General features: G+C 65.9%; 22 protein-coding genes. 3 read left to right on the top strand and 19 right to left on the bottom strand.

Going from position 1 to position 20,842, the window contains the following annotated elements:
* The first annotated feature begins 43 nt into the window (after positions 1-43).
* Complete coding sequence (locus tag P7F68_RS04400; RefSeq protein WP_277830991.1) at positions 44-403, top strand: DUF1801 domain-containing protein; 360 nt, start codon at positions 44-46, stop codon at positions 401-403.
* A gap of 85 nt (positions 404-488) precedes the next feature.
* Here the strand turns inward: P7F68_RS04400 and P7F68_RS04405 are convergent, their stop codons facing one another.
* From P7F68_RS04405 to hisI, 3 genes are read right to left on the bottom strand one after another with little or no spacing between them, the layout of a single operon-like run.
* Positions 489-1,118, bottom strand: coding sequence for an alcohol dehydrogenase catalytic domain-containing protein (locus P7F68_RS04405; protein WP_277830993.1), 630 nt, complete (start codon positions 1,116-1,118; stop codon positions 489-491).
* The gene (cysS, locus tag P7F68_RS04410; RefSeq protein ID WP_277830995.1) at positions 1,115-2,599 is read right to left on the bottom strand and encodes a cysteine--tRNA ligase; all 1,485 of its coding nucleotides are present in this window, start codon (positions 2,597-2,599) and stop codon (positions 1,115-1,117) included. The genes P7F68_RS04405 and cysS overlap by 4 nt, the downstream gene beginning before the upstream one ends.
* Complete coding sequence (gene hisI, locus P7F68_RS04415; protein ID WP_277830997.1) at positions 2,596-3,018, bottom strand: phosphoribosyl-AMP cyclohydrolase; 423 nt, start codon at positions 3,016-3,018, stop codon at positions 2,596-2,598. The genes cysS and hisI overlap by 4 nt, the downstream gene beginning before the upstream one ends.
* A gap of 80 nt (positions 3,019-3,098) precedes the next feature.
* On the opposite strand from hisI, the gene P7F68_RS04420 reads away from it, so the two are divergent.
* Positions 3,099-3,599, top strand: a complete 501-nt coding sequence (locus tag P7F68_RS04420) for a Fur family transcriptional regulator (RefSeq protein WP_002939375.1) — start codon at positions 3,099-3,101, stop codon at positions 3,597-3,599.
* Between the two features lie 81 nt (positions 3,600-3,680).
* On the opposite strand, the gene glyA is transcribed toward P7F68_RS04420, so the two are convergent.
* The 5 genes from glyA to P7F68_RS04445 all read right to left on the bottom strand — a co-directional run bounded on the left by glyA (position 3,681) and on the right by P7F68_RS04445 (position 9,109).
* Positions 3,681-4,946, bottom strand: a complete 1,266-nt coding sequence (gene glyA / locus P7F68_RS04425) for a serine hydroxymethyltransferase (protein WP_277831000.1) — start codon at positions 4,944-4,946, stop codon at positions 3,681-3,683.
* Between the two features lie 72 nt (positions 4,947-5,018).
* Complete coding sequence (locus P7F68_RS04430; protein WP_277831002.1) at positions 5,019-6,251, bottom strand: aspartate aminotransferase family protein; 1,233 nt, start codon at positions 6,249-6,251, stop codon at positions 5,019-5,021.
* 85 nt (positions 6,252-6,336) lie between these two features.
* Entirely contained in the window at positions 6,337-7,056 is a 720-nt protein-coding gene (locus P7F68_RS04435) for a glutamine amidotransferase (protein WP_277831004.1), read from the bottom strand.
* Positions 7,053-7,868 (bottom strand): YggS family pyridoxal phosphate-dependent enzyme, encoded by an 816-nt coding sequence (locus P7F68_RS04440; protein ID WP_277831006.1) that lies wholly within the window; start codon positions 7,866-7,868, stop codon positions 7,053-7,055. The genes P7F68_RS04435 and P7F68_RS04440 overlap by 4 nt, the downstream gene beginning before the upstream one ends.
* Entirely contained in the window at positions 7,868-9,109 is a 1,242-nt protein-coding gene (locus P7F68_RS04445) for a benzoate/H(+) symporter BenE family transporter (protein WP_277831007.1), read from the bottom strand. The genes P7F68_RS04440 and P7F68_RS04445 overlap by 1 nt, the downstream gene beginning before the upstream one ends.
* A gap of 111 nt (positions 9,110-9,220) precedes the next feature.
* Between P7F68_RS04445 and pdxR the strand changes: the two genes are divergently transcribed.
* A complete protein-coding gene (gene pdxR / locus P7F68_RS04450; RefSeq protein ID WP_277831009.1) occupies positions 9,221-10,708 on the top strand; it encodes a MocR-like pyridoxine biosynthesis transcription factor PdxR in 1,488 nt (495 codons plus the stop codon).
* A 51-nt stretch (positions 10,709-10,759) separates the two neighbouring features.
* On the opposite strand, the gene fumC is transcribed toward pdxR, so the two are convergent.
* The 11 genes from fumC to P7F68_RS04505 all read right to left on the bottom strand — a co-directional run bounded on the left by fumC (position 10,760) and on the right by P7F68_RS04505 (position 20,659).
* The gene (gene fumC, locus P7F68_RS04455) at positions 10,760-12,142 is read right to left on the bottom strand and encodes a class II fumarate hydratase (RefSeq protein WP_002939389.1); all 1,383 of its coding nucleotides are present in this window, start codon (positions 12,140-12,142) and stop codon (positions 10,760-10,762) included.
* Positions 12,139-13,206, bottom strand: coding sequence for a CDF family Co(II)/Ni(II) efflux transporter DmeF (gene dmeF, locus P7F68_RS04460; protein ID WP_277831012.1), 1,068 nt, complete (start codon positions 13,204-13,206; stop codon positions 12,139-12,141). Before dmeF ends, fumC begins: the two co-directional genes overlap by 4 nt.
* A gap of 73 nt (positions 13,207-13,279) precedes the next feature.
* Positions 13,280-14,071: a flagellar brake protein gene (locus P7F68_RS04465; RefSeq protein ID WP_002939395.1), complete on the bottom strand. Its 792-nt coding sequence runs from the start codon at positions 14,069-14,071 to the stop codon at positions 13,280-13,282.
* The gene (locus P7F68_RS04470; RefSeq protein WP_002924131.1) at positions 14,068-14,850 is read right to left on the bottom strand and encodes a flagellar brake protein; all 783 of its coding nucleotides are present in this window, start codon (positions 14,848-14,850) and stop codon (positions 14,068-14,070) included. The genes P7F68_RS04465 and P7F68_RS04470 overlap by 4 nt, the downstream gene beginning before the upstream one ends.
* Positions 14,851-14,950: 100 nt before the next feature.
* Positions 14,951-15,301: an EscU/YscU/HrcU family type III secretion system export apparatus switch protein gene (locus P7F68_RS04475; RefSeq protein ID WP_002924132.1), complete on the bottom strand. Its 351-nt coding sequence runs from the start codon at positions 15,299-15,301 to the stop codon at positions 14,951-14,953.
* Positions 15,294-16,436, bottom strand: a complete 1,143-nt coding sequence (locus tag P7F68_RS04480) for a flagellar hook-length control protein FliK (protein WP_277831017.1) — start codon at positions 16,434-16,436, stop codon at positions 15,294-15,296. The genes P7F68_RS04475 and P7F68_RS04480 overlap by 8 nt, the downstream gene beginning before the upstream one ends.
* Before the next feature lie 35 nt (positions 16,437-16,471).
* Complete coding sequence (locus tag P7F68_RS04485) at positions 16,472-16,780, bottom strand: flagellar protein FliT (RefSeq protein ID WP_002924134.1); 309 nt, start codon at positions 16,778-16,780, stop codon at positions 16,472-16,474.
* Between the two features lie 15 nt (positions 16,781-16,795).
* Positions 16,796-17,200 (bottom strand): flagellar export chaperone FliS, encoded by a 405-nt coding sequence (fliS, locus tag P7F68_RS04490; protein ID WP_002924137.1) that lies wholly within the window; start codon positions 17,198-17,200, stop codon positions 16,796-16,798.
* A gap of 19 nt (positions 17,201-17,219) precedes the next feature.
* Positions 17,220-18,644 carry a flagellar filament capping protein FliD gene (gene fliD, locus P7F68_RS04495; protein WP_277831020.1) on the bottom strand — a complete coding sequence of 475 codons (1,425 nt, stop codon included), beginning with the start codon at positions 18,642-18,644 and terminating at the stop codon, positions 17,220-17,222.
* A 27-nt stretch (positions 18,645-18,671) separates the two neighbouring features.
* Positions 18,672-19,100 (bottom strand): flagellar protein FlaG, encoded by a 429-nt coding sequence (locus P7F68_RS04500; RefSeq protein ID WP_270069684.1) that lies wholly within the window; start codon positions 19,098-19,100, stop codon positions 18,672-18,674.
* A 77-nt stretch (positions 19,101-19,177) separates the two neighbouring features.
* Positions 19,178-20,659, bottom strand: a complete 1,482-nt coding sequence (locus P7F68_RS04505) for a flagellin (protein WP_277831023.1) — start codon at positions 20,657-20,659, stop codon at positions 19,178-19,180.
* Between the last annotated feature and the right edge of the window lie 183 nt (positions 20,660-20,842).

Genomic DNA, 20,842 nt, shown 5'->3' on the forward strand with positions numbered 1-20,842 from the left:
CGTACAGTGCACCGCAGCATTCTCCCCTTGAACCTTGCCTGCCATGACCATCGACCGCATTCCACAACTTCTCGAAGACATCCGCCTGCTTGATCAGGAGCGCTTCGAACTCGTGCAGGTACTGCGTGAGATCATTCTCGCCTTGGGGCCGTCAGTGTCCGAAGAGGTGAAGTACGGCGGCATCCTATTCTCCGTCGGCAAGCCGTTCTGCGGGATCTTCTCTTACGCAAAGCACGTCTCGCTTGAATTCGGCGCGGGTGCGTCGCTTGAAGACTCGTTCGGGGTGCTTGAGGGCACGGGCAAGCTGCGGCGCCACATCAAGCTGTCGTCGGCTCGGGATATCGTGGCAAAGCATGTGCGCGACTATCTCCTGCTGGCGTTCAGCGCAGCCTCGGAACCGTGAGACGCCAAGTCGTGATCCAGATTGTGCCGGGGGCGACCGGCAGGTGGAGGAGGAGGTGCACAGTCTGGTCAGCCCTGTCCGCAAGTCATGACCACGACGCTGCCTTGCTTGTGTCCGGTATCGACTCGTGCATGCGCTTCGGGCAACGCTTCGAAGGCGAAAACGCTGTCGAGTAGCGGGGCGAACTGCCCACCGGCCCCGCCGCACCGATCACGAGGATGTGTTCGTCCGCGGACAGCCTGGCCCGGCAGCGGAAGCTGCGTGCTGCCGTGCCGCCGAAGCTGAGCGCAGCGGCGGTCTCGATCGGCATGGGCGCAGGTCGAACCGCGATCGCAGCCCGCTCGGGAATGACCACATACTCGGCATGCCCGCCCATGCGCAGGCCGCTCAGTGCGATGACCGGGTCACCGATCTTGAAGCGTGTCGTTCGGCTGCCCAGCGCGACTACGATGCCGGTCAACTCCGCTCCCAGCACCGGGCGCCGTGGGCGGCTAAGCCCGAACGCGAGGCGACCGGCCAGCCGCAAACCGGAAGGAAAGTCCATCGCCCGGATCCGCCGGTCCACGGAGGAGACGGTAGTCGCCTGCACCCGGATCAGCACCTCGTTTGCGCCGGGCGTCGGCACCGGTACGCCTTTCATAGTGAGCACATCTGTACCACCACAGGCCTTTAGCGAGCGTCTGTCGTGTGCGCCGAGGGTGAGCTCGGCCCTCATTCGCTTACCTGCACGGGAAGGCGGTGCCAGGTGGTGCCGGCTGCGCCGTCCTCGATGCCCACGCCGAGCGCGATCAATTCATGGCGCAGGGCGTCGGCCCGCGTGAAGTCGCGCGCTGCCCGGGCTTCGCTTCGGGTGGCAATCAGGGCTTCGATGCGCTCCACGCTGGGCGCATCGTCCGTTTCTACAGAGTGCTGTCGCCATTGGCCAGGGGGCTGCTGGAGCAGGCCGAGCAGGTCCGCACCATCGCGCAGCGTCTCCAGCAGCTGGTCCTGTTCCGCGAGGTCGGTGCATTTGCGCAGGGCCGCAGCCGTTTCGTGCAGGCGGGCAAGTGCGAGCGGGGTGTTGAGGTCATCGGCCAGTGCAGCCTCGATGTCCTGGGCGTCCGCGCCGCGGGCTCGTCGCGGCCGATCACCGTAAGGCAACAGGCTGCCATAGAGGCGGTCGAGCGCAGCGCGGGCCTGGTCCAGCGCGCCCAGGGAGAAGTCGAGCGGCTTGCGGTAGTGCCCTGCCAGCAGGGCGTAGCGGATGACTTCGCCCGGATAGTGCTGCAGCAGGTCGCGCACGGTGCGGAAGTTGCCCAAGGACTTCGACATCTTCTCGCCGTCGACGGTGACGTAGCCGTTGTGGACCCAGTAGCGGCAGTACTCGCCGCCATAGGCGCCTTCGCCCTGCGCGATCTCGTTCTCGTGATGCGGGAAGATCAGATCCTGGCCGCCGCCGTGGATGTCGATCGAGCGCCCGAGGTGGGTGTGGATCATCGCGGTGCATTCGATATGCCAGCCGGGACGACCAAACCCCCAGGGGCTGTCCCAACCCGGTTGCGAGTCCGTCGAAGGCTTCCACAGGACGAAGTCCGCCGGGTCGCGCTTGTAGGGTGCGACTTCCACGCGGGCCCCGGCAATCATCTCGTCGCGCCGGCGGCCGGAGAGCTTGCCGTAGCCGGCAAGCGATGGCACATGGAAGAGCACATGCCCATCGGCCACATACGCATGACCGCGCTCGATCAGTTGCTGCGCCAGCATGATCATCTGCGGCACGTGATCCGTGGCCCAGGGCTCGACGCCGGGCGGCAGCGCATTGAGGCCGGCCATGTCCTCGCGATAGGCGGCGGCAAAGCGCTCGGCCAGCACGCGGATCGGCTCGCCCGCGGCCTGCGCAGCAGCGTTGATCTTGTCGTCGATATCGGTGATGTTGCGGGCGTATACGACCTGCGGGTAATGCCGCGAGAGCAAGCGGTAGAGCACGTCGAACACCACCACCGGCCGGGCATTGCCGATGTGGACGAAGTTGTAGACCGTGGGGCCGCACACGTACATCGTGACGCGTTGCGGATCGTGCGGCGCGAAGATTTCCTTCTGTCCGCGCAAGGTGTTGTGCAGACGAATCGTCGCCGGCCGGTTCCGGCCAGATCCCGGTGCCGCTGCGGTCTGCGAGCCGATGCTTGCACTGTGCGTGCTGTCCTCGGGATTCCCGGTCATTGGACGCCTCCGTCTCGATGGGGCGGAGCGCTCAGGACGACGAGGCGCTCGTTGTCGATCCGGTGGTAGAAGCAACTGCGGCGGCCGGTATGACAGGCTCCGTCAAGCTGGTCGACTAGAAGCAGGACGGCGTCGCCGTCGCAGTCCAGGCGGACCTCCTTGACTGTCTGCGAGCACCCCGAGGTTTCGCCCTTTCTCCACAGCGCCTTGCGCGAGCGCGACCAGTAACAGGCGCGTCCCGTCGCCAGGGTCTCTTCCAGTGCTGCGCGATTCATCCAGGCCAGCATCAACACGTCGCCGGTGTCGAACTGCTGCGTGACGGCGGCAATGAGACCGTCCCGATCGAATGGCAGGGTGGCAAGCGCGGCATCGGTGGCGACTGTCGTCCCGGCCGGCGCGGATTCTAGGTTCTTGAACATATGCCAAAGAGGGAATGTACAAATGCAATGTTATAACATTGCATTTGTACATTCCAGCCCGCCCCCCTAGAATTGCGCGCATGAACATCATGTGTCACGGCGCAGCCAACAAGAGCGAGGATCCTCTGGACCGCGCCGCAGCCCACTGCGCGGCGCGCGGCGCGCGGTTGACACCGATACGGCGCGACGTCCTGGATCTACTCCTGCGGCACGAGAATGGCCTGAAGGCCTATGACCTGCTCGCCCAGATCAAGCAGCTGCGCAGCAACGCAACCCCGCCGACGGTTTATCGGGCACTGGATTTTCTGATCGAACAGGGGTTGGTCCACAAGATCGGACGTATCAACCAGTTCGTGGCCTGCCGTCACGAATCGCATGATCTACCCGGTCTGTTTCTGGTCTGCCCGCACTGCGGGAAAGTGAGCGAGCTTCACGATTCGGCCCTCATGCAATCCTTGCTGCTCAGCATTGCCCGAGCCGGACACGCGCTCGACTGCCAGGAGGTCGAGGTTTCCTCGACCTGCCCGGATTGCCGTGCCACTGGTCCAAGTACCCAGGGCAGTGATTTCAATGTGAAGTGAAGGTGCGAATGTTTGGAGGCTCGTGGCTGAGGACGAGCGATGGCAGCTGTGCGCATACCGATTGGCGCGATCCAGCAGCGCCTACCGATAGACGGGATGGCGACGACACAAGGCTACCACCTGCTCCCGAATCCTCCCTGCCACCTGCTCGCTGCTGCCAGCCTCCAGCGCATCGAGCACGTCGCACAGCCAGCCGGCCAGGTCCTCGCATTCCGCCGCACCGAATCCGCGCGTGGTCACGGCGGGTGTGCCGATGCGCAGCCCTGAGGTCACGAAGGGCGAGCGCGGGTCGTTGGGGACCGAGTTCTTGTTGGCGGTGACGTACGCGGCGCTGAGTGCGGCGTCCGCTTCCTTGCCGGTATAGGGTTTGTCTGAGAGGTCGATCAGCATCAGATGGTTGTCGGTGCCGCCGGACACGATGCGGTAGCCGCGGCGCTGGAGTACGGCGGCCATGGCGCGGGCATTGACGACCACCTGCTGCTGGTAGGACTTGAACGCCGGAGACAGGGCTTCCTTGAAGGCGACCGCCTTGGCGGCGATCACGTGCATCAGCGGGCCGCCCTGGATGCCGGGGAACACGGCGGTGTCGAGCTTCCTGTAAAAACCATCATCCTGGCCCTTGGCCAGGATGATGCCGCCGCGCGGACCGCGCAGCGTCTTGTGGGTCGTGCTGGTGACCACGTGGGCATGTGGCAGCGGATTCGGGTATTCGCCGGCGGCCACCAGACCGGCCACGTGCGCCATGTCCACCCAGAAGATGGCGCCCACCTTGTCGGCGATGGCGCGCATGCGCGCCCAGTCCTTGTAACGGGAGTAGGCGGAGAAGCCGCCGATGAGCATCCTGGGCCGGGTTTCCAGTGCAATGCGCTCCATCTCGTCGTAGTCGATCAGCCCCGTTTCCGGATCGAGGCCATAGGGCACGATCCTGTAGTGCCGGCCGGAGAAATTGGACGGATTGCCGTGGGTCAGGTGGCCACCCTGGGCCAGGTTCATGCCCATCACGGTGTCGCCGGGATGGGTCAGCGCCAGGAAGACCGCGGCATTGGCCTGCGCGCCGGCATGAGGCTGGACGTTGGCGTAGTCGCAGTCGAACAGCGCCTTGGCCCGCTCGATGGCCAGGCGCTCGGCCACATCCACGTGCTCGCAACCGCTGTAGTAGCGCTTGCCCGGATAGCCCTCGGCATACTTGTTGGTGAACACCGTGTTCTGGATGGCCATCACCAGCGGACTGGCGTAGTTCTCGGAGGCGATCAGCTCAGCGTGGTCTTCCTGCCGGCGTGCCTCGCGCAGCACGGCTGCGGCCAACTCGGGATCAAAATCGGCGAGCGTCAGGGATGGGTCATACATGGGTGGGTCGTCCTGTGGTCTGAATTGTTCGGATCCGGAACTCGATGCGGTCGGGGGCGTTGATGCCCAGCTTCATGCCGCTGCTTCCTGCGGCGTCGTTTCGACGGGCGCTGCAGGGCCGTCCGATGCGGTCGGCGACAGCAGGTGGGCGAGGCGCGCCACGATGTCGTCGATCTGCGCTTCGTCGCAGACCAGCGGGGGCAGCAGCCGGATGGTGTTGCCGCGGGTCACCGTGATGAGCAAGCGCTGTTCGGCCAGGGCGCGCCCGACCAGCTCAGTGCAGGGCCTGTTCAGTTCGATCCCCGCCATCAGGCCCTGGCCACGGATGGCGACCACGTCGGGGTGGCTGCCCAGTGCCCGCTGCAGGCCGTCGAGCAGGCGCACACCGAGCAGGGCGGCCCGCTCAGGAAGATTCTCGCGCGTCATGATGTCGAGCACCGAGCACGCGACCCGGCAAGCGAGCGGGTTGCCGCCAAATGTCGAGCCGTGCTGCCCGGGTGAGAACAGGTCGGCGGCTTGCCCCCGCGCCAGGCAGGCGCCGATCGGAAAACCGTTGCCCAGCGCCTTCGCCAGCGTGACGACATCGGGCGTGATGCCCGCATGCTGGTGGCCGAACCAGGCGCCGGTCCGGCCCATGCCGGCCTGGATTTCGTCGACCATCAGCAGCCAGTCGTGTTGGTCGCACAGGGCACGCAGTCCGCGCAGGTAATCGGCTGTGGCAACCCGGATTCCCCCTTCGCCCTGCACCGGCTCGACGAGCACCGCCACGATGTCGTGCCACTGCGCGGCAGCCTGGCGCACCGCGTCGAGATCGTTGTAGGGCACGCGCAGGAAGCCCGGCATCAGTGGCTCGAAGCCGCGTTGTTTCGCGGGGTTGCCGGTTGCCGAGAGCGTTGCGAGGGTGCGACCGTGAAAGCCGTTCTCCATCACGAGGATCTGGGGCTGCGCCACCTGCTTGCGATGTCCATGCAGGCGCGCCAGCTTGAGCGCCGCTTCGTTGGCTTCTGCCCCCGAGTTGCAGAAGAAAGCCTTCTGCATGCCGGTCAATGCGCACAGGCGCGCGCCCAGCCGCTCCTGCCCGTCGATGCGAAAGACGTTGGAGGTGTGCAGCAGCAGCCCGGCCTGCTCGCTGATGGCGGCGGCGATCTCGGGGTGGGCGTGGCCCAGGCTGGTGACCGCGATGCCGGCAATGGCATCCAGGTACTCGACGCCTTGTGCATCCCACAGGCGTGCGCCGGAGCCGCGGACGAAGGAAACGGGTTGACGGGCATAGGCCCGCATCAGGTGCGACGCGTGGTATTGCATGATTGCTGCCTCAGGTAGGTGTCTTGGGAAACGTGGGATGGGCTGGAGCAAGTCGAACCGAAGTGGCACGGAGAGCGTTTCGCCGTCATGGCTGGCTGCAGGGCGGTTCCGATTCGACGCCGTCGAGCCAGCGGGAGAACGCCGCCCGCGCAGCCTGCGGTAGCCGTGTGTGCAGGGCGCATGCCTGGGTGCGCAGTGCGCGCGGGTCGATTCCCGCCTGGGCCAGTTCGCAGGCGTGTCCGACCAGCCAGCGTTCGATCTGGCGCGGGTCTGCCTCCAGGTGGCATTGCAGCCCGAGCACATGGCGCCCGACCGAGAAGGCCTGGTTGGGGCACATATCCGTCCCTGCCAGTCGCAGCGCGCCGGGTGGAATGTCGAACTGATCGCCATGCCAGTGCAGGACCGGCACGTTGCCCAGCGCGACCAGCGGCGAGGCTTGACCTTCCTTTGTCAGCGTCAGCGGCGCAAAGCCGATCTCCTTGACACCCATGGGGGCCACCCTGGCGCCAAGCGCGCGCGCGATGAGTTGCGCGCCCAGGCAGATCCCCAGCAGTGGGCGATGGCCGTCCAGCCGCCGACGCACCAAGGCCAACTCATCCACGATGAATGGATAGGCCTCGTCGTCAAAGGCGCCGATGGGGCCACCGAGCACCACCAGCAGGTCAGCAGCATCGACAGCGCGGGTGTTCAACGCATCTCGAGTCGCATCGACATACTCGATCGTGTAGCCGCGCGCTTGCAGCAGGGGTTCCAGCGTTCCCAGGTCTTCGAAATCCAGATGGCGAATGGCGATGGCGGTCTTCATGATCGGGGTTCCTTTGTTTGGGGGTCCGTCGGCCAATAGTGGCTGTCGGGCAAGGGGCGGGCGCCGAAGAGGGCCTGGCCGACACGCACCACGGTGGCACCTTCCTCGATGGCGATCTCGAAGTCGCCGGACATGCCCATGGACAGCTCATCCAGGCCAATACCTGCGGCGGCGCTCTGGCGCAGTCGGTCCCGCAGGGTGCGAAGCAGGATGAAGCACTGCCGTACCCGTTCGGCCTCACTGGAGAACAGCGCGAGCGTCATCAGGCCGCGCACGCGAAGGGCAGAGAAGGCCGGCAGGGCGCGCACGAAGCCTGGGACATCCTCGGGTGCCAGGCCATACTTGCTGGCCTCGCCCGAGGTGTTGACCTGCACGAACACGTCCAGTGAGCGTCCCTCGACCTGCAGGCGGCGTTCCAGTGCCTCGGCCACGCGCAGGCTGTCCAGCGCCTGGAACTCGTCGGCGAAGCGCGCCACCATCCGCGCCTTGTTGGTCTGCAGGTGGCCGATGATCGACCAGTGCAGCCCGCCGAGATCCTGCGTGGCTTCCCATTTGCGATGGGCCTCCTGCACCTTGTTCTCGCCCAGCATCCGGCAACCGGCCGCGTAGGCCATGCGAATACTGGCTGCGGGCTTGGTCTTGCTCACCGGGAGCAGGCGCACGTCCGCCGGATCGCGACCCGCGCGACGGCAGGCGGCGTCGATGCGTGCCCGCACGGCGGCCAGCTTGTGGCGGAAGTCCTCCACGGTGAGGGCCTCGGGATAGCGTCCATGCGGGTCGTGGTGAAGCACGGCATCGACAGAGGGGCGCATCAGCTCACCCCCTTGTTCGCGGGGGCGGGCGCCATCACCTGCCTTGGCGCTCGTTGGGGCAGGCGGCCGTTGAGCACCGCATGCGCCACCAGCCCGATCACCAGGCCCCAGAACGCACCGCCGATGCCCAGCAAGCTGATGTTGGCGGCTGCGGCCAGAAAGGTGATCAGCGAGGCCTCGCGCGCCTGTGCGTCGGCCATGGCGCCGGCCAGGCTGCCGCCGATGGCGCCCAGCAGCGCCAGGCCGGCCAGCGTGGTGATGAAGGTCGTCGGGAAGGCCATGAAGAGGGCGGCCAAGGTCACGCCGAACACCCCGACGAGGATGTAGAAGACCCCCGCGGCGATGCCGGCGATCCAGCGTCTGGACGGGTCTTCGTGCGCTTCCCGGCCGGTGCAGATCGCGGCCGTGATGGCGGCGATGTTGAACGCATGGGAACCGAACGGTGCCATGAGCAGCGAACCGAGCCCGGTGACGGTCACAATCGGGTTCGCACTTGTCTTGAAGCCGTCGTTGCGCAGCACCAGCATGCCTGGCATGTATTGGCCGGTCAGCGTGATCAGGAACAGCGGCAGTGCCACGCTCAAGGTGGCGTTGAGCGAGAACGCCGGCATCGTGAAAACCGGCGCGGCGAGTTGCAATGCCAGCCCCGACAGATCGACGCGATCCTCGATGAGCAGGAAGGCCAGCCCCAGAACCAGGATGCCCACCACGGCATAGCGTGCGGTGAAGCGCTTGAGTACCAGATACGCCGTGATCAACAAGCCCGCGAGAACGGGGTCGATGCTCATGCCACCGAAGGCACCGATGCCGAACTGCAGCAGGATGCCGGCCAGCAATCCGGCGGCAATGCCCGGTGGGATCAGCCGGATGGCTTTCTCGAAGTACCCGGACAACCCCAATGCCACGAAGGCCGCCGCCGAGAGCAGGTAGGCACCGATCGCTTCGGCATAGGGCGTGGTCGCAAGTGCGGTGATGAGGAACGCGGCGGCCGGCGTGGACCACGCGGTAATGATCGGCTCGCGTGCCGTCCAGCTCAGGACTATCCCGGTGACGCCCACGCCGATCGAGATCGACCACACCCAGGAGGCTGTCAGCTCCGGGCTGAGGCCGGCCACTTTCGCGGCCTGGAAGACGAGGATGAAGGTGCCACCGTAGTTGACGATGACCGAGACCAGCCCGGCCACCAGGGGATGGGCGAGATCGCTCGGACAGATGGGTGAAGGCGAGGTGGATGACGACATGGCGGGCTTGGGGCTCCAGGAGAGTGGGGGATCGATCTGCTCCGAAAGCAGCTTTTTAAGCCTAAAATGGCCCGTTGTTCCCCACCACTTTCGTTAAGCGATACCAGCCAATTGTTCAAGCACGCCCAACTCGAATCGGTCAAAGCCTGGATTGGAGACCCCGCCCACGGCGCCTTGCCGCTGCATGCCCGCATTCAGCGTGCGCTCCGGCAGTTGATCCTCGACGGCGCACTCGACGTCGGCAAACCGCTGCCAGCGTCGCGGGCACTGGCCCGGTCGCTCGGCGTCTCGCGCGATACGGTCGAGTCGGCATACAGCCAGCTGCATGCGGAAGGCTTCATCGAACGGCGCGTGGGGAGCGGCAGCTTCGTGTCCGAGCGGGCGCAGGCCTCGTCAAGGCGTGGCACCGCGCCGCGCACCGGGCCCCAGCGCGAGTCGGTGCGTCTGAGTCAGCGTGGTACGTCGATACTCCAGGGCGGCGGCGTGCGCGACTTTGTTGCGCCAAGGCCGTTCGCCCCCGGGGTGCCGGAGACGCGCAGCTTTCCGCTGCGAACCTGGGAGCGCCTGGAACGACAGGTGTTGAAGGACTATGGCACCCAGGCCTTGCGGCATAGCCCACCCCAGGGCGTGGAGCCGTTGCGCCGCGCCATCGCGGACTACGTCAATCTTGAGCGGGGCGCGCGCGCCACGCCCGAGCGTGTGCTGGTACTGACCAGCTCGCAACAGGCGTTGGCCCTGTGCGCAACCGTACTGCTCGACGCGGGCGACCGGATCTTCATCGAAGACCCCGTCTACCACGGTGCCCGCAAGGCGTTCGATGCCGCCGGGCTAGCGTGTGTCCCCGTGCCGCTCGACGACCAGGGCATGCAGGTGGCGCGCCTGCACGATGCGGCGAGCCCGGCCAGGGCGGTCTTCCTGACGCCCTCGCATCAGTTCCCGACCGGTGCGACACTGGCGCTGGATCGGCGGCTCGCGGTGATCGAATGGGCGCGGCAGAACCAGGCCTGGATCATCGAGGACGACTATGACAGCGAGTTCCACTACGCGGGCAAGCCCACGGCCTGCGTGCAGGGGCTCGACCCGTACGATCGGACGATCTACATCGGCACCTTCACCAAGTCGCTGTTTCCTGGCCTGCGCATCGGTTACGTGGTCTTGCCGCCCCAGCTCGTGGCGCCCATGACGGTGGCGCGGACCTTGCTGGACGGGCACAGCGCATCCATCCCCCAGCTGACGCTGGCACGCTTCATCGAAGGGGGGCATTTCGGCGCCTATGTGCGCGCGATGCGTGGCGTCTATGCCGACCGGCTCGACGTGCTGGCAGGGCTCGTACGCGCGCATCTGGCCGACTTCGTCGAACCGAGGGTGCCGGCAGGCGGAATGCAGATGCCCTGTGTCTTCACCCGCGACATCTCCGAGCGCGCGGTCATCGATGGCGCGGCGCGGGTGGGAATCGATCTCCTGGGGCTGACGGCGCTGCATGCTTCGACCACGCACAAGGCCGGTTTCCTGATGGGGTTCGCGGCTTACACGCCGGACGAGATGGACATCGCCGTCAATGCACTTGCCGGGGTGCTCCGCGCGTTGGCGTGCCGATAGCGGCATTTGTCGTCGCATTGCGCGCGTCGTTCTGCCGGCGGTGATCCCTGCTCAGCCGATCATTCTGGTCGGGTCGACCCAACGGTCGAAGTCGTCCGCGGAGAGGTAGCCCAGCGCCAGCGCCGCTTCGCGCAGGCTGCTGCCCTCCTTGTGGGCTTTCTTGGCGATCTGGGCGGCCTTGTCGTAGCCGATGTGGGGATTGAGTGCGGTGACCAGCATCAGCGAGCGCTCCACCAGTTCGGTGATGCGCGCACGGTTCGCTTCGATGCCGACGGCGCAGTGGTCATTGAAGCTGTTCATGCCGTCGGCGAGCAGGCGCACGCTTTGCAGAAAGTTGTGGATGACCATCGGACGGAAGACATTCAACTCGAAGTTGCCCGAGGCGCCGCCGATGTTGATGGCGACGTCGTTGCCCATGACTTGCGCAGCGAGCATCGTGACGGCTTCGCTCTGCGTCGGGTTGACCTTGCCTGGCATGATCGACGAGCCGGGCTCGTTCTCTGGGATGGCGATCTCGCCAAGGCCGCTGCGCGGGCCGCTGGCCAACCAGCGCACATCGTTGGCGATCTTCATGAGGCTGGCGGCGAGGGTCTTGAGGGCGCCGTGGGCGTGCACCAGCGCATCGCAGCTTGCCAGAGCCTCGAACTTGCTGGGTGCGGTGACGAAGGCATGGCCGGACAGGCGGGTGATTTCTCTGGCAACGGCCTCGGCGTAGCCTTTCGGCGCGTTCAGCCCGGTTCCCACCGCAGTCCCGCCCAGGGCGAGTTCGCTCAGGTGCGGAAGCGCTGCGCGCAGGTGGCGTTCTCCATGCGCCAGTTGAGCGGCCCAGCCGGAGATCTCCTGGCCAAGGGTGAGTGGGGTGGCGTCCTGGAGATGGGTGCGACCGATCTTGACGACGTCGGCGAAGGCACGGGACTTCGCCTCCAGTGTGGTGTGCAGCCTGGACAACGCGGGCAGCAGCTTCAGGCTGATGGCAAGGGTAGCGGCGACGTGCATGGCGGTCGGAAAGACATCGTTGCTCGACTGGCTGCGGTTGACATCGTCGTTAGGGTGGACGAGGCGCTTCTCGCCGCGCTCGCCCCCCAGCAGTTCGCTGGCGCGGTTGGCGAGGACTTCGTTGACGTTCATGTTGGTCTGCGTGCCGGAGCCGGTCTGCCAGACCGCCAACGGGAACTCGTCCGGATGCAGGCCGGCGAGCACCTCGTCCGCTGCAGCGATGATGGCCTGCGTCTTGTCGGCCGGCAGCAGGCCGAGGCTGTGGTTGACGTGTGCGGCGGCACGCTTGACCAGGACGAGGGCGTGGATGAGCTCGACTGACTGGCGCTCCGTGGAGATGGCGAAGTTGCGCAGCGAGCGCTGGGTTTGCGCGCCCCAGAGGCGGGCGGCAGGGACGTCAATCGGGCCGAAGCTGTCGTATTCCCGACGTGTGGTCATGGAAGGGTGCTCCTCCTGGTGGGGACAACAGGCCATTCGCAAGTGCTGCACTGCTGTACCTCAATGATCGGATGGTGAATGTCCTTGAGGTCTAGCAGGCGGGCCCGGTAGTCTGCTGGCGAGGCTGGAGCGTGGCTGACGACGCTGGCCACCAGTGTCCACGCGCCTTGCCCAACGGACCAGAGATGCAGGTCGACCACGCGCGTGCCGGCGACTGCCTCCAGCCTGTCGCGTACCTGCTCGCGGAGTCCGTTCGGGCCTTCCGCGTCGAGCAGCACTGCGCCCGTCTGGCGAAGCAGGCCATATGCCCAGCGCAGGATCACCAGCGAGGCCACGAGTGCGATCAACGGATCCAGCCACTGCCAGCCCCACATCCAGGCTGCAAGCAGACCTACGATCGCAGCCACCGATGTCACCGCATCGGCGATAACGTGCACCAGCGCAGCCCGGAGGTTGTTGTCCTGGCGGGGGACATGCTCCGACGCGGCATGGTCTGGACCGTGGGCGTGGGTGTGCCGGTGCGAGTCGCACGGGTCGTCGTCATGATGATGGTGCGGGTGTCCATGCGCATGTCCATGTCCATCGGCCAGCAGCCATGCTGAAAGCAGATTGACGGCCAGGCCGGCGACGGCCACCGTCATTGCCTCGACCGCCAACAGCGGCTGCGGATGCAGCAGGCGCTGAATGGACTCCATCACCAGCCACAGGGTGCTTGCACCGAGGAAGAGCGCGCTGGTGTAGGCCGCCAGGTCGCCGATCTTGCCGCTGCCCAGGCTTAGCCGGCGATCGTTGGCATGGCGACGGGCAAGATAGTAGGCGGCTGTTGCCAACCCCAGGGCGAGCGCATGGCCGCCCATGTGGATGCCGTCGGCCAGCAGCGCCATCGATCCGGTGATCCAGCCCCCGATGACCTCGGCCACCATGGTTGCCAGAGTGAGCAGCGTGACCCACAGGGCTCGTGTCTCCGCACGTTGCTTTTCCCCCTGGCCGAAATCGTGCGGATGCCGGGTGCGTTGTTCGGTTTCACAGGCGGAGGGGCGGATCGGCAGGGGTTCGGTCCTCATGTCACGTTCCTTTGCGCGCCGGCCGGCGCAAGCGCGTCACTGCGTCGCTGTTCCGCGGATACTTCGCGCCAGCCTAAAGCCCGCCGAGCGTGCGGGCGTTGATCTCACGTTCGGTGTTGAAGATGTAGCGCTGGATGCGCGTCTCCGCGCTTCGGGGCATGGACTCGAAGCGCAGTCCGATGCGCAGCTGTTCCGTTCCGTTGGGTTTTGTCTGGCGGTTGATGTTGCGCACTTCGAGGGCCAGGGAGAGCGGCTCCTGGTCGATCAGGCGCAGCGTACAGCCGGGCACGACTTCGCCGATCGTCAGCGTACGTACGCCGGGTGGCACTAGCACTGCGGCACCGTTGCAGCTCAGGTCGATGACGCGTGCCTCGCACGCTGGGCCCTCGCTGCCCGCCGCGGGCGGGAGCGTGATTGCGATGCCGTGCGCAATCGGCACCTGCAGGCGGAAGAACTCCCTGCGTTGCAGGCGCAGGATTTCGGTGGGGATGCTGGCGCGCAGCGCCGGGCGGCCGTCGATCGATACCTGTCTGATCCCCTCGACCGAGAACTGCACGCGGATGCGGTTGAGTTGCGAGGTGCACAACAGTTGTGTGGCCTCGAGTGCCCGTGCATGGGTGCTCGGGTTGGGGCTTGCGTCGAGCAGGATGGCGTTCTGCTCGGGCTCGACTGCAAGCACGGTACTGACATACGAGAGACCGCCCCGGATGTGCGCGGACATGAGGCAGCGGTCGTCGATCATCTCCTGCAGGATCTGGATGATCTGCCGGCGTCCGCGCAGAATGTAGCGGTCGAGGCCAGCCGTATCCTGGACGGGTTGGTCCGGGGGGACCTCCTGGTGCTCGGGGCTGTGATCGATGTTCAAATCAGCCCCCGTTCGCGCGCGTTGCGCTCTCTTTCCATGCGCAGGACGTAGCGCTGGATCGCGTCTCCGGCGCTGGCCGACAGGTCGGCGAAGGCGCAGCCGATGCGCAACAACTCGACACCGTTTGGCCGTGTGATACGGAACAGGTTGCGAATGGTCAGCCTGGTGCTTACCGGCGGCGTGTCGGGCAGCAACAGGGTGCAGTCTTCGAATACTGCGCCTTGCTCGAGCGCAACGCCCCCGGGGGGCACGGCGATCGCAACGCCCCCGCGGCTGATGTCCAGGATGCTCAGCTCGACCTCGTGCGTGCGCCCGTTTCCCAGCGGCAGCGGAAACCTGCATACCACCTTGCGTGCGGATGTCGACGGCGTCTGCAGTCGGAAGAATTCGCGCCGTTGCAGGCGCAGGACGGTATGCGGGAAGGGCGCCCGAAACCCCGCCTTGCCGTCCTCGACCACCAGTGCATGGTTCTCGAGCAGGAACTGGATGCGCACGCGGTCGAGCTGGGTGACGCAGTCCAGCGCATTGGACTGCGCGATGCGCTCGTTCTGCAGGGGGTCGGTGCTGGCGTCGAGGAGGATGCCGCGCTGCTCGTCGGCTTCGATCAGTGCGGTGATGAAGTTGTGCCCGCCGGGGATCGAGCGTGCCCCGAGCAGGCCGCGATGGCCGAGCAGGGCGCGGAAGAGCGCCTTGATCTCGGCGGCGTCGCGGAGCAGGTACTTGGCTTCGTCTTCCCCGTACACCAACTCGACGCGGGTGTCTTGTTGTTCGATCTGCATCTTGTGTGGCGCTGTGCCAGTGTGCCCAGTCTGTTTGCTGGAGTTCCGCATCCTTATATCACGACAGTGGAGACCATGGCCGGCGGCCGCGCGAACGGCTTCAGGCGCCTGTCTCGGCGTCGGCGCTGCGTGGCCGCAGGCTCTCGGGCAGGTCAAGGTTGTGCGGCGGTGGGCCGGCGTCGGCCCCCTGTTCGATCCGGTACAGCCACGCCAGCAGCTCGGCTACGGCAATGTAGAGCTGGGGCGGGATGCGCGCGTCAAGGTCCACCTGCATGAGCAGGCTCACCAGCTCGGGGGATTCATGCACGAATACCCCGGCCTCGCGTGCGCGGTCGATGATCTCCTGCGCCAGCACGCCCTTGCCCTTGGCGACCACGCGCGGCGCCGTCTCGCCGGCCGTGTAGGCAAGGGCGACGGCTTCGTTGCGGGTGGCGGGGCGGGCGTCAGTCATGGCTTGGCTCGACGATCAGGCCCGACAACCTCAGGTCCACCGCTTCCAGCGCCGAAGCCAGGGCTGCGGCACCGGCGTCGAGTGCCACGAGGGTGTCGGCCTCGTCTGCGCGCAGGCGCAGGGCCACCTGCTTCCCGCTCAGGTGCAACTGGGCCTCCACTCCGCCGAGCCGGGGCAGGGTCAGCCGCAAGGTGCTGTCCCAGCCGTGGGCGGTCTCCTCTTCGGCGCTGCCGTCATCCCGCTCGGGGTCCTCGATTCGCCATTCCACCGCCTGGCCCGGCCATGCCTGGCCATGCCAGACATACTGCTGGGTGGCCAGGGCGTCGAGCTGCTGATGGACGATGGGGATCAGACGATCCGGTATGGGCGCGGTGCGCACGGGCGCGGCCTCATCGGCCAGGGCAGCGCCGCGAGCTTGGGCTGCGCGTTCACTGCCTTCGGCAGCAGCGGGCTGACCGGACTGCGCACCACTCTTCGGGCTGGCGACGCCCTGATGCACCGCTTGCCCGGTCGCGGCCTGGGACGCACCCTGCGCGGTGGAACGCGTCTGTGCCTGCCCCTGCGGCTCGCTCGTCAGGCTGGCCGTGTCGCGTCTGCCGAGCACCCAGTCGGCCTGGTGGGATTCGTAGAACAGCCCGCTCTGTCCCAAGGCCTGGCGCAGCAGCGGCGCCAGTTGGGCGCCGTTGGCGGGCGGGGCGGCAAGCAGGGGCTGGTTGGCGGCAAGGCTTGCCGGCTGCGCTGCCGGTTGGCCGGTGAGCAGGAAGCTGATCAGGCGCCCGGTCTGGCTCAGTGCCGGTTGGGCCGATGCCGTGACGGTTGCCGCCGCCTCCTGGCCGACGATGCGTGCGAACACCGCACGCGGCGTCACTTGCGATACCTCGAGTTCCAGTGTGTCGCCCGACTTGGCTGCGGTGTTGAGCGCCAGCGTCATCTGCTGGCCGGCGACCAGCGCACGGAAGGTACCGTCCGGCAGCGTGCGCTGAAGGGTTGCGAAAAAACGCTGCCCCGGCACCAGCTCGGGCAACTGCGACTGGATCTCGCGTGCGCGCTGCAGGCCCGGTACGGGCGGCTCGGAGTTGAAGAAGCTCGCTTCGTTGAGCAACCGCAGGCGGGCGGCGAGGTCAGCGGGGATCATGGCGGGAGGGGCCTGGTTCGAGTGCTCTGCGCCCTTCAGCCACCATAGGCATTGCGTACCGCACGGCCTTTGACCGAACTGGACAGCAGCTTGCGCGTGCTCTCGAGTGCCGGTTCGGCATGCAGGCGAATGCCGTGGTCGAGTTCCAGAATCTGCTTGATCACGATCTCGATCTCAGCCGCCTGGTCCGGGGAAGGCGGCTGCAGGGCCGGCGCCGCCGCCACACGCAGCGCCCCAGACTGGCGCACGAGCTCGGCCAACTCATCCCATTCGCCTGCCTCGGCGGCAAGCGCCATGCGCCGATAGAGTTCAAGCAGGGTGCGAGCGTTCTCCAGCGTAAGCATGGCTGTGATCCGCTCCTATCCCTGAACCTGCGACTCGATCGCCGCCCACGCTTCGCGCAGGCTGCCAAGCAGCCCGATGACCTCTTCGATCGCCGCCTGGTTGTTGTGCAGGTTACCGTGCAGCAGGCGATCGGCCATGTACTCATAAAGGGCGTCGAGACGCTCCGCCAACTCGCCGCCAGCCTCGATGTCGAGACTGACCTTGAGGCCATTCATGATGATGTCGATGGCTTTGGAAATGGACTTGCCCTTGGTCGGGATGTCCTTGTTCTGCATCGCCACCGTCGCGGTGCCCAGTGCCAGAAGGGCGCCGTCGTACAGCATCAGGATGAGCTTGTGCGGGGAAGCAGACTCGACGCTGGTCTGATTGCCGACGCGGGCATAGGCCGAGGCGCGATTGGGGTAGGAAGTACCAAACATGGAGATCTTGCTCCGATTGCTAGGATCGCCCGATGGACGGCAGGTTGGCCAGTTGCTGCATGAGGTAGGTGCTGGTCTGGGTCAGGCCATTGAGTAGTGTGTCGAGGGTGGAATACTGCTTACGATAACGCTCTTCCATCTTCGCCAGGCGAGCCTCCATCGTGTCGTACTGCGTCGTCAGCGACTTGATGGTGGAGTTGATGCCCTCGGTGCGGCTGTTGATCAGCCCGTCGCGGGCAATGAGTCCGTCGAGCTGGGCACTGAAGCTTGAGGCAAAACCCTTTACGCCGTCCTTGCCAGTGAAAAAGGCCGCAACGTCCTTGCTCGTATCGTTGAGTGCGGCGGTGAACTTGGTGCTGTCGAGCGCGAGCTTGCCGTCCTTGTCGAAGCTGATGCCGACCTGAGACAGCGAATTCGCACCCGTCAGGCCAGTGATCGAGGCGCCCAGTGCGTTGCGCAACTGACTCTGGATGTTGCGTGCAGTGGAGTCGCCCGTGAGTGTGGCGCCGGTCTTGTTATCGGGGTTGTAAGCGGTCAGGCTGGCCAGGGTGCTCGCTACATCGTTGTAGGCCTTGACGAAAGCTTCGACGGCAGTTTTTGCCGCGCTTTGGTCCTCGCTCACCGAGAGGGTCCCGCTCAGGCTTGCGGCCGGCGCGACGGGCTCCTTGGTGAGTGTGAGCGTCACGTTGTCGATGACGTCGGTGATCGTGTTCTTGCCACGCGTGACTTCGATGCCATCGACGCGGATGCGCGCATCCTGCGCCGCTTGTACCGAGTACATCTTGTCGGCTGGCAGGGGTGTTGCGGCCGGGTCAAAGCTCAGATCCTCGAGCCCGTCCTCGCCCGTCAGCTTGAACGCCATGTTGGCGCCCGTGGCGGTACCGCTCAAGACAAGCTGCTTGGCCGTGCCGTTGTTGATGATATTGGCCTTGATGCCGAGCGCCGCGTTGCCGTTGATGGCATCGCGCAGTTCTTCCAGTGTGCTGCCTTCGAAGTCCAGGCTGGCAGTGCGAGGGGGACTGTCGCTCGTGAAGGACTTGCCCGAGCCAGCGTCCGTGACGGTACCGAACTCGATGGTGAGTTTGCCTGCCGCGGGGGTGAAGCTGCCGCCCACGGGGGTCGAAACGCGCTGGATCTTGGCCATCTGCAGCACGTCCACCGCATAGCTCGCGTTTGCGGCGCCCGCACCGGAACTGGCAGTGAAGCCGGCGTCGCCGGCCACACTGGCCTTGGTGGCAGAGAACTTGGTTGCGGTCTTGAGCCCGTCGGTGGCGGTCTGCAGGGACGACAATGCGCCCTTGATCTGGCCGAAGGCGGACAACTTGGCCTGCTGGCTCGCCTCGCGCTGTGCCAGCAGGGTCAGGGGGCGGCTTTCCACCGACATCAAGCCGCGCACGATCGAGTTGATGTCGATGATCGAACCACCGCTCGTGATCGTTGCCATGTCGGAACCTCCTGTCTGCTGTTCGGGTCAGGCCTTCTGTTCGACCAGCAGGCCCTGCAATTTATCCAGCGCCTTGGCGATGGAAATGATCTCCTCGGAAGGGATCTGGCGGATCACTTCGTCGGTGCTGGCATCGACGACCTTGACGATCGTTCTGCCGGTGTCTTCATCGATAGAGAAAAGCAAGTCGCGTGCCACAGGCGAAATCGCTTTGCGGACTTCGTCCATTGCCTGCTCGACCTGCTCGAGCGAACTGGGCTTCTGCGCTGCGGCGGCGTCTTCGGCCGCGGTGCGCTTGCTCTGTTCTGTACGGGCCCCGGCGGCGGCTGCACCTGTTTTTGCCGTGCTGCTTGCGTCCGTAGCGGCGGCCCGTTCGGCCGACGGACTGCGGGCGCTGGATGTGGTCTGGAGCAGGTTTTCGGTCGGAACCGAGGTATTCACCGAAGAGATGTTCATTGTGGTCACCCTCATGGTGTAACGGCGCGGGGCCCTTGCGAACCCCGCGCCGTGCCAAGCAACTTAGCCTACACCGCTTACCGGAGCAGCGAAAGCACGTTCTGCGGCAGGGCGTTGGCCTGGGACAGCATCGCCGTGCCAGCCTGCTGCAGGATCTGCGCGCGGGTCAGGTTGGCGGTTTCCGATGCAAAGTCGGTGTCGCGGATACGGCTGCGGGAGGCCGACAGGTTCTCGGTGCTGGTCTGCAGGTTGGCGATCGTGGTCTCGAAGCGCGACTGCAGGGCGCCGAATTTTGCACGTTGGCTGTTCACCGCGGCGAGTGCAGAGTCGACCATCGCCAGCGTCCGCTGTGCTGCGTCGACCGAACTCACGTCGAGGTCGCTCACCTTTTGCAACTGACCTGCAGCCGCTGTTGCGGTGAAGAAATCGGTCGTGTTCGCTGCTTCGATACTGAAGGACTTCTCCGAATCGAGGACCAGCTGGCCGGTGGCGACCGCGCTCGCGCCTCCAGCGGTGGATGTGCCACCGACGGTTGCCGTCGCCGAACCACTGGCCGCATTGGCGATGGTGATGTTCTCGCCGTTCGCATTGAGCAGTGTGATGCCGTCGCCGCCGTCATTGACGCGGGCGGTGACGCCGGTCTTGGAGGCGACGTCGTTGAAGGCATTTACTGCCGAGGCCAGGCCGTCCTTGTCCACCGCTGCGCCCAGGGTGAAGGAGATGGTGACCGCGGTTGCGTTGTCCGAGCTGACGTCGAACTTGTAGGACGTGTTCGCAGTCATGGCGGTGACGTCGATCTCGGTCTTGGCAGAGGCCTTGACCCCGGTGGTACCGGTTTCGCCGTTGATCTGCTCTGCCGCCTTCTTGGCCGATGCGCCGGCCGCGATCGTGACCGTGGCTGAGCCGGTGGCGCCGCTGATCGTGATGTCACCGCCGGCGACGCGGCTGGTAGCCGCCGCGTTCGAGGCGATCGCATTGGCGGTGCTGCCTGCCGTCAGGTCGCCCTTGGCGCCAGCGTCCGTTGCGACCTTGGAGCCGACCCGGTAGTTGCCGTACTGGCTGGTGGAGAAGTTGGCGGTGCTGGCCGAGATCGACTGGCCGGCGTTGGCGCCGACCTGGAAGGTGGCGCTGCCGAAGGAGCCGTCGAGCAGCTTGGAGCCGTTGAACTCGGTGGTCTTGGCGATGCGGTCGAGTTCGGACGTGAGCTGGTTGACTTCGGCGTTGAGCGCCTGGCGGTCGGAGGCGGAGTTGGTCGCGTTGGACGACTGCACGGCCAGTTCGCGGATGCGCTGCAGGATGTCGCCGGAGGACTGCAGGGCGCCTTCGGCGGTCTGCGCAAGCGAGATGCCGTCGTTGGCATTGCGGCGGGCCTGGTCGAGGCCGCGGATCTGGGCGGTGAAGCGCTCGGAAATCGCGAGGCCTGCGGCGTCATCCTTGGCACTGTTGATGCGAAGACCCGACGACAGGCGCTGCAGCGAGGTGGCCAGCGAGCCGCCCGAGGTGCTCAGGTTGCGCTGGGCGTTGAGCGACTGAACGTTGGTGTTGATCACTTGTGACATGATTTTTCTCCGTTAGAGAAGTATCAAAAATGTTCCGGCGGTGGCCGGGTTGTCCTCTGCGAGCCAGCCTTCGAAACCTGCCAGCTGCACTCTTGGAACCTTTAACGGTCGGCCCTCGCTGAACTTTAGGAATATTCGCCGGGGCTGCTTGCTGCACTGGTCGCGGAGGCGGGCGGTTAAGAT

Source organism: Thauera mechernichensis, assembly GCF_029588855.1.
GTDB classification, from domain to species: Bacteria; Pseudomonadota; Gammaproteobacteria; order Burkholderiales; family Rhodocyclaceae; genus Thauera; species Thauera mechernichensis.

Excerpts from the sequence above, each read along its gene's own strand:
- fliS (WP_002924137.1), bottom strand. The coding sequence starts at position 17,200 with ATGTTTGGTACTTCCTACCCCAATCGCGCCTCGGCCTATGCCCGCGTC.
- P7F68_RS04505 (WP_277831023.1), bottom strand. The coding sequence starts at position 20,659 with ATGTCACAAGTGATCAACACCAACGTTCAGTCGCTCAACGCCCAGCGC.
- P7F68_RS04500 (WP_270069684.1), bottom strand. The coding sequence starts at position 19,100 with ATGAACATCTCTTCGGTGAATACCTCGGTTCCGACCGAAAACCTGCTC.
- P7F68_RS04445 (WP_277831007.1), bottom strand. The coding sequence starts at position 9,109 with ATGTCGTCATCCACCTCGCCTTCACCCATCTGTCCGAGCGATCTCGCC.
- dmeF (WP_277831012.1), bottom strand. The coding sequence starts at position 13,206 with ATGAGGACCGAACCCCTGCCGATCCGCCCCTCCGCCTGTGAAACCGAA.
- hisI (WP_277830997.1), bottom strand. The coding sequence starts at position 3,018 with ATGTTCAAGAACCTAGAATCCGCGCCGGCCGGGACGACAGTCGCCACC.
- P7F68_RS04470 (WP_002924131.1), bottom strand. The coding sequence starts at position 14,850 with ATGCAGATCGAACAACAAGACACCCGCGTCGAGTTGGTGTACGGGGAA.
- P7F68_RS04440 (WP_277831006.1), bottom strand. The coding sequence starts at position 7,868 with ATGCGCCCCTCTGTCGATGCCGTGCTTCACCACGACCCGCATGGACGC.
- cysS (WP_277830995.1), bottom strand. The coding sequence starts at position 2,599 with ATGACCGGGAATCCCGAGGACAGCACGCACAGTGCAAGCATCGGCTCG.
- P7F68_RS04430 (WP_277831002.1), bottom strand. The coding sequence starts at position 6,251 with ATGCAATACCACGCGTCGCACCTGATGCGGGCCTATGCCCGTCAACCC.
- P7F68_RS04480 (WP_277831017.1), bottom strand. The coding sequence starts at position 16,436 with ATGATCCCCGCTGACCTCGCCGCCCGCCTGCGGTTGCTCAACGAAGCG.
- glyA (WP_277831000.1), bottom strand. The coding sequence starts at position 4,946 with ATGTATGACCCATCCCTGACGCTCGCCGATTTTGATCCCGAGTTGGCC.
- P7F68_RS04400 (WP_277830991.1), top strand. The coding sequence starts at position 44 with ATGACCATCGACCGCATTCCACAACTTCTCGAAGACATCCGCCTGCTT.
- P7F68_RS04405 (WP_277830993.1), bottom strand. The coding sequence starts at position 1,118 with ATGAGGGCCGAGCTCACCCTCGGCGCACACGACAGACGCTCGCTAAAG.
- P7F68_RS04475 (WP_002924132.1), bottom strand. The coding sequence starts at position 15,301 with ATGACTGACGCCCGCCCCGCCACCCGCAACGAAGCCGTCGCCCTTGCC.
- P7F68_RS04435 (WP_277831004.1), bottom strand. The coding sequence starts at position 7,056 with ATGAAGACCGCCATCGCCATTCGCCATCTGGATTTCGAAGACCTGGGA.
- P7F68_RS04485 (WP_002924134.1), bottom strand. The coding sequence starts at position 16,780 with ATGCTTACGCTGGAGAACGCTCGCACCCTGCTTGAACTCTATCGGCGC.
- fliD (WP_277831020.1), bottom strand. The coding sequence starts at position 18,644 with ATGGCAACGATCACGAGCGGTGGTTCGATCATCGACATCAACTCGATC.
- fumC (WP_002939389.1), bottom strand. The coding sequence starts at position 12,142 with ATGACCACACGTCGGGAATACGACAGCTTCGGCCCGATTGACGTCCCT.
- P7F68_RS04420 (WP_002939375.1), top strand. The coding sequence starts at position 3,099 with ATGAACATCATGTGTCACGGCGCAGCCAACAAGAGCGAGGATCCTCTG.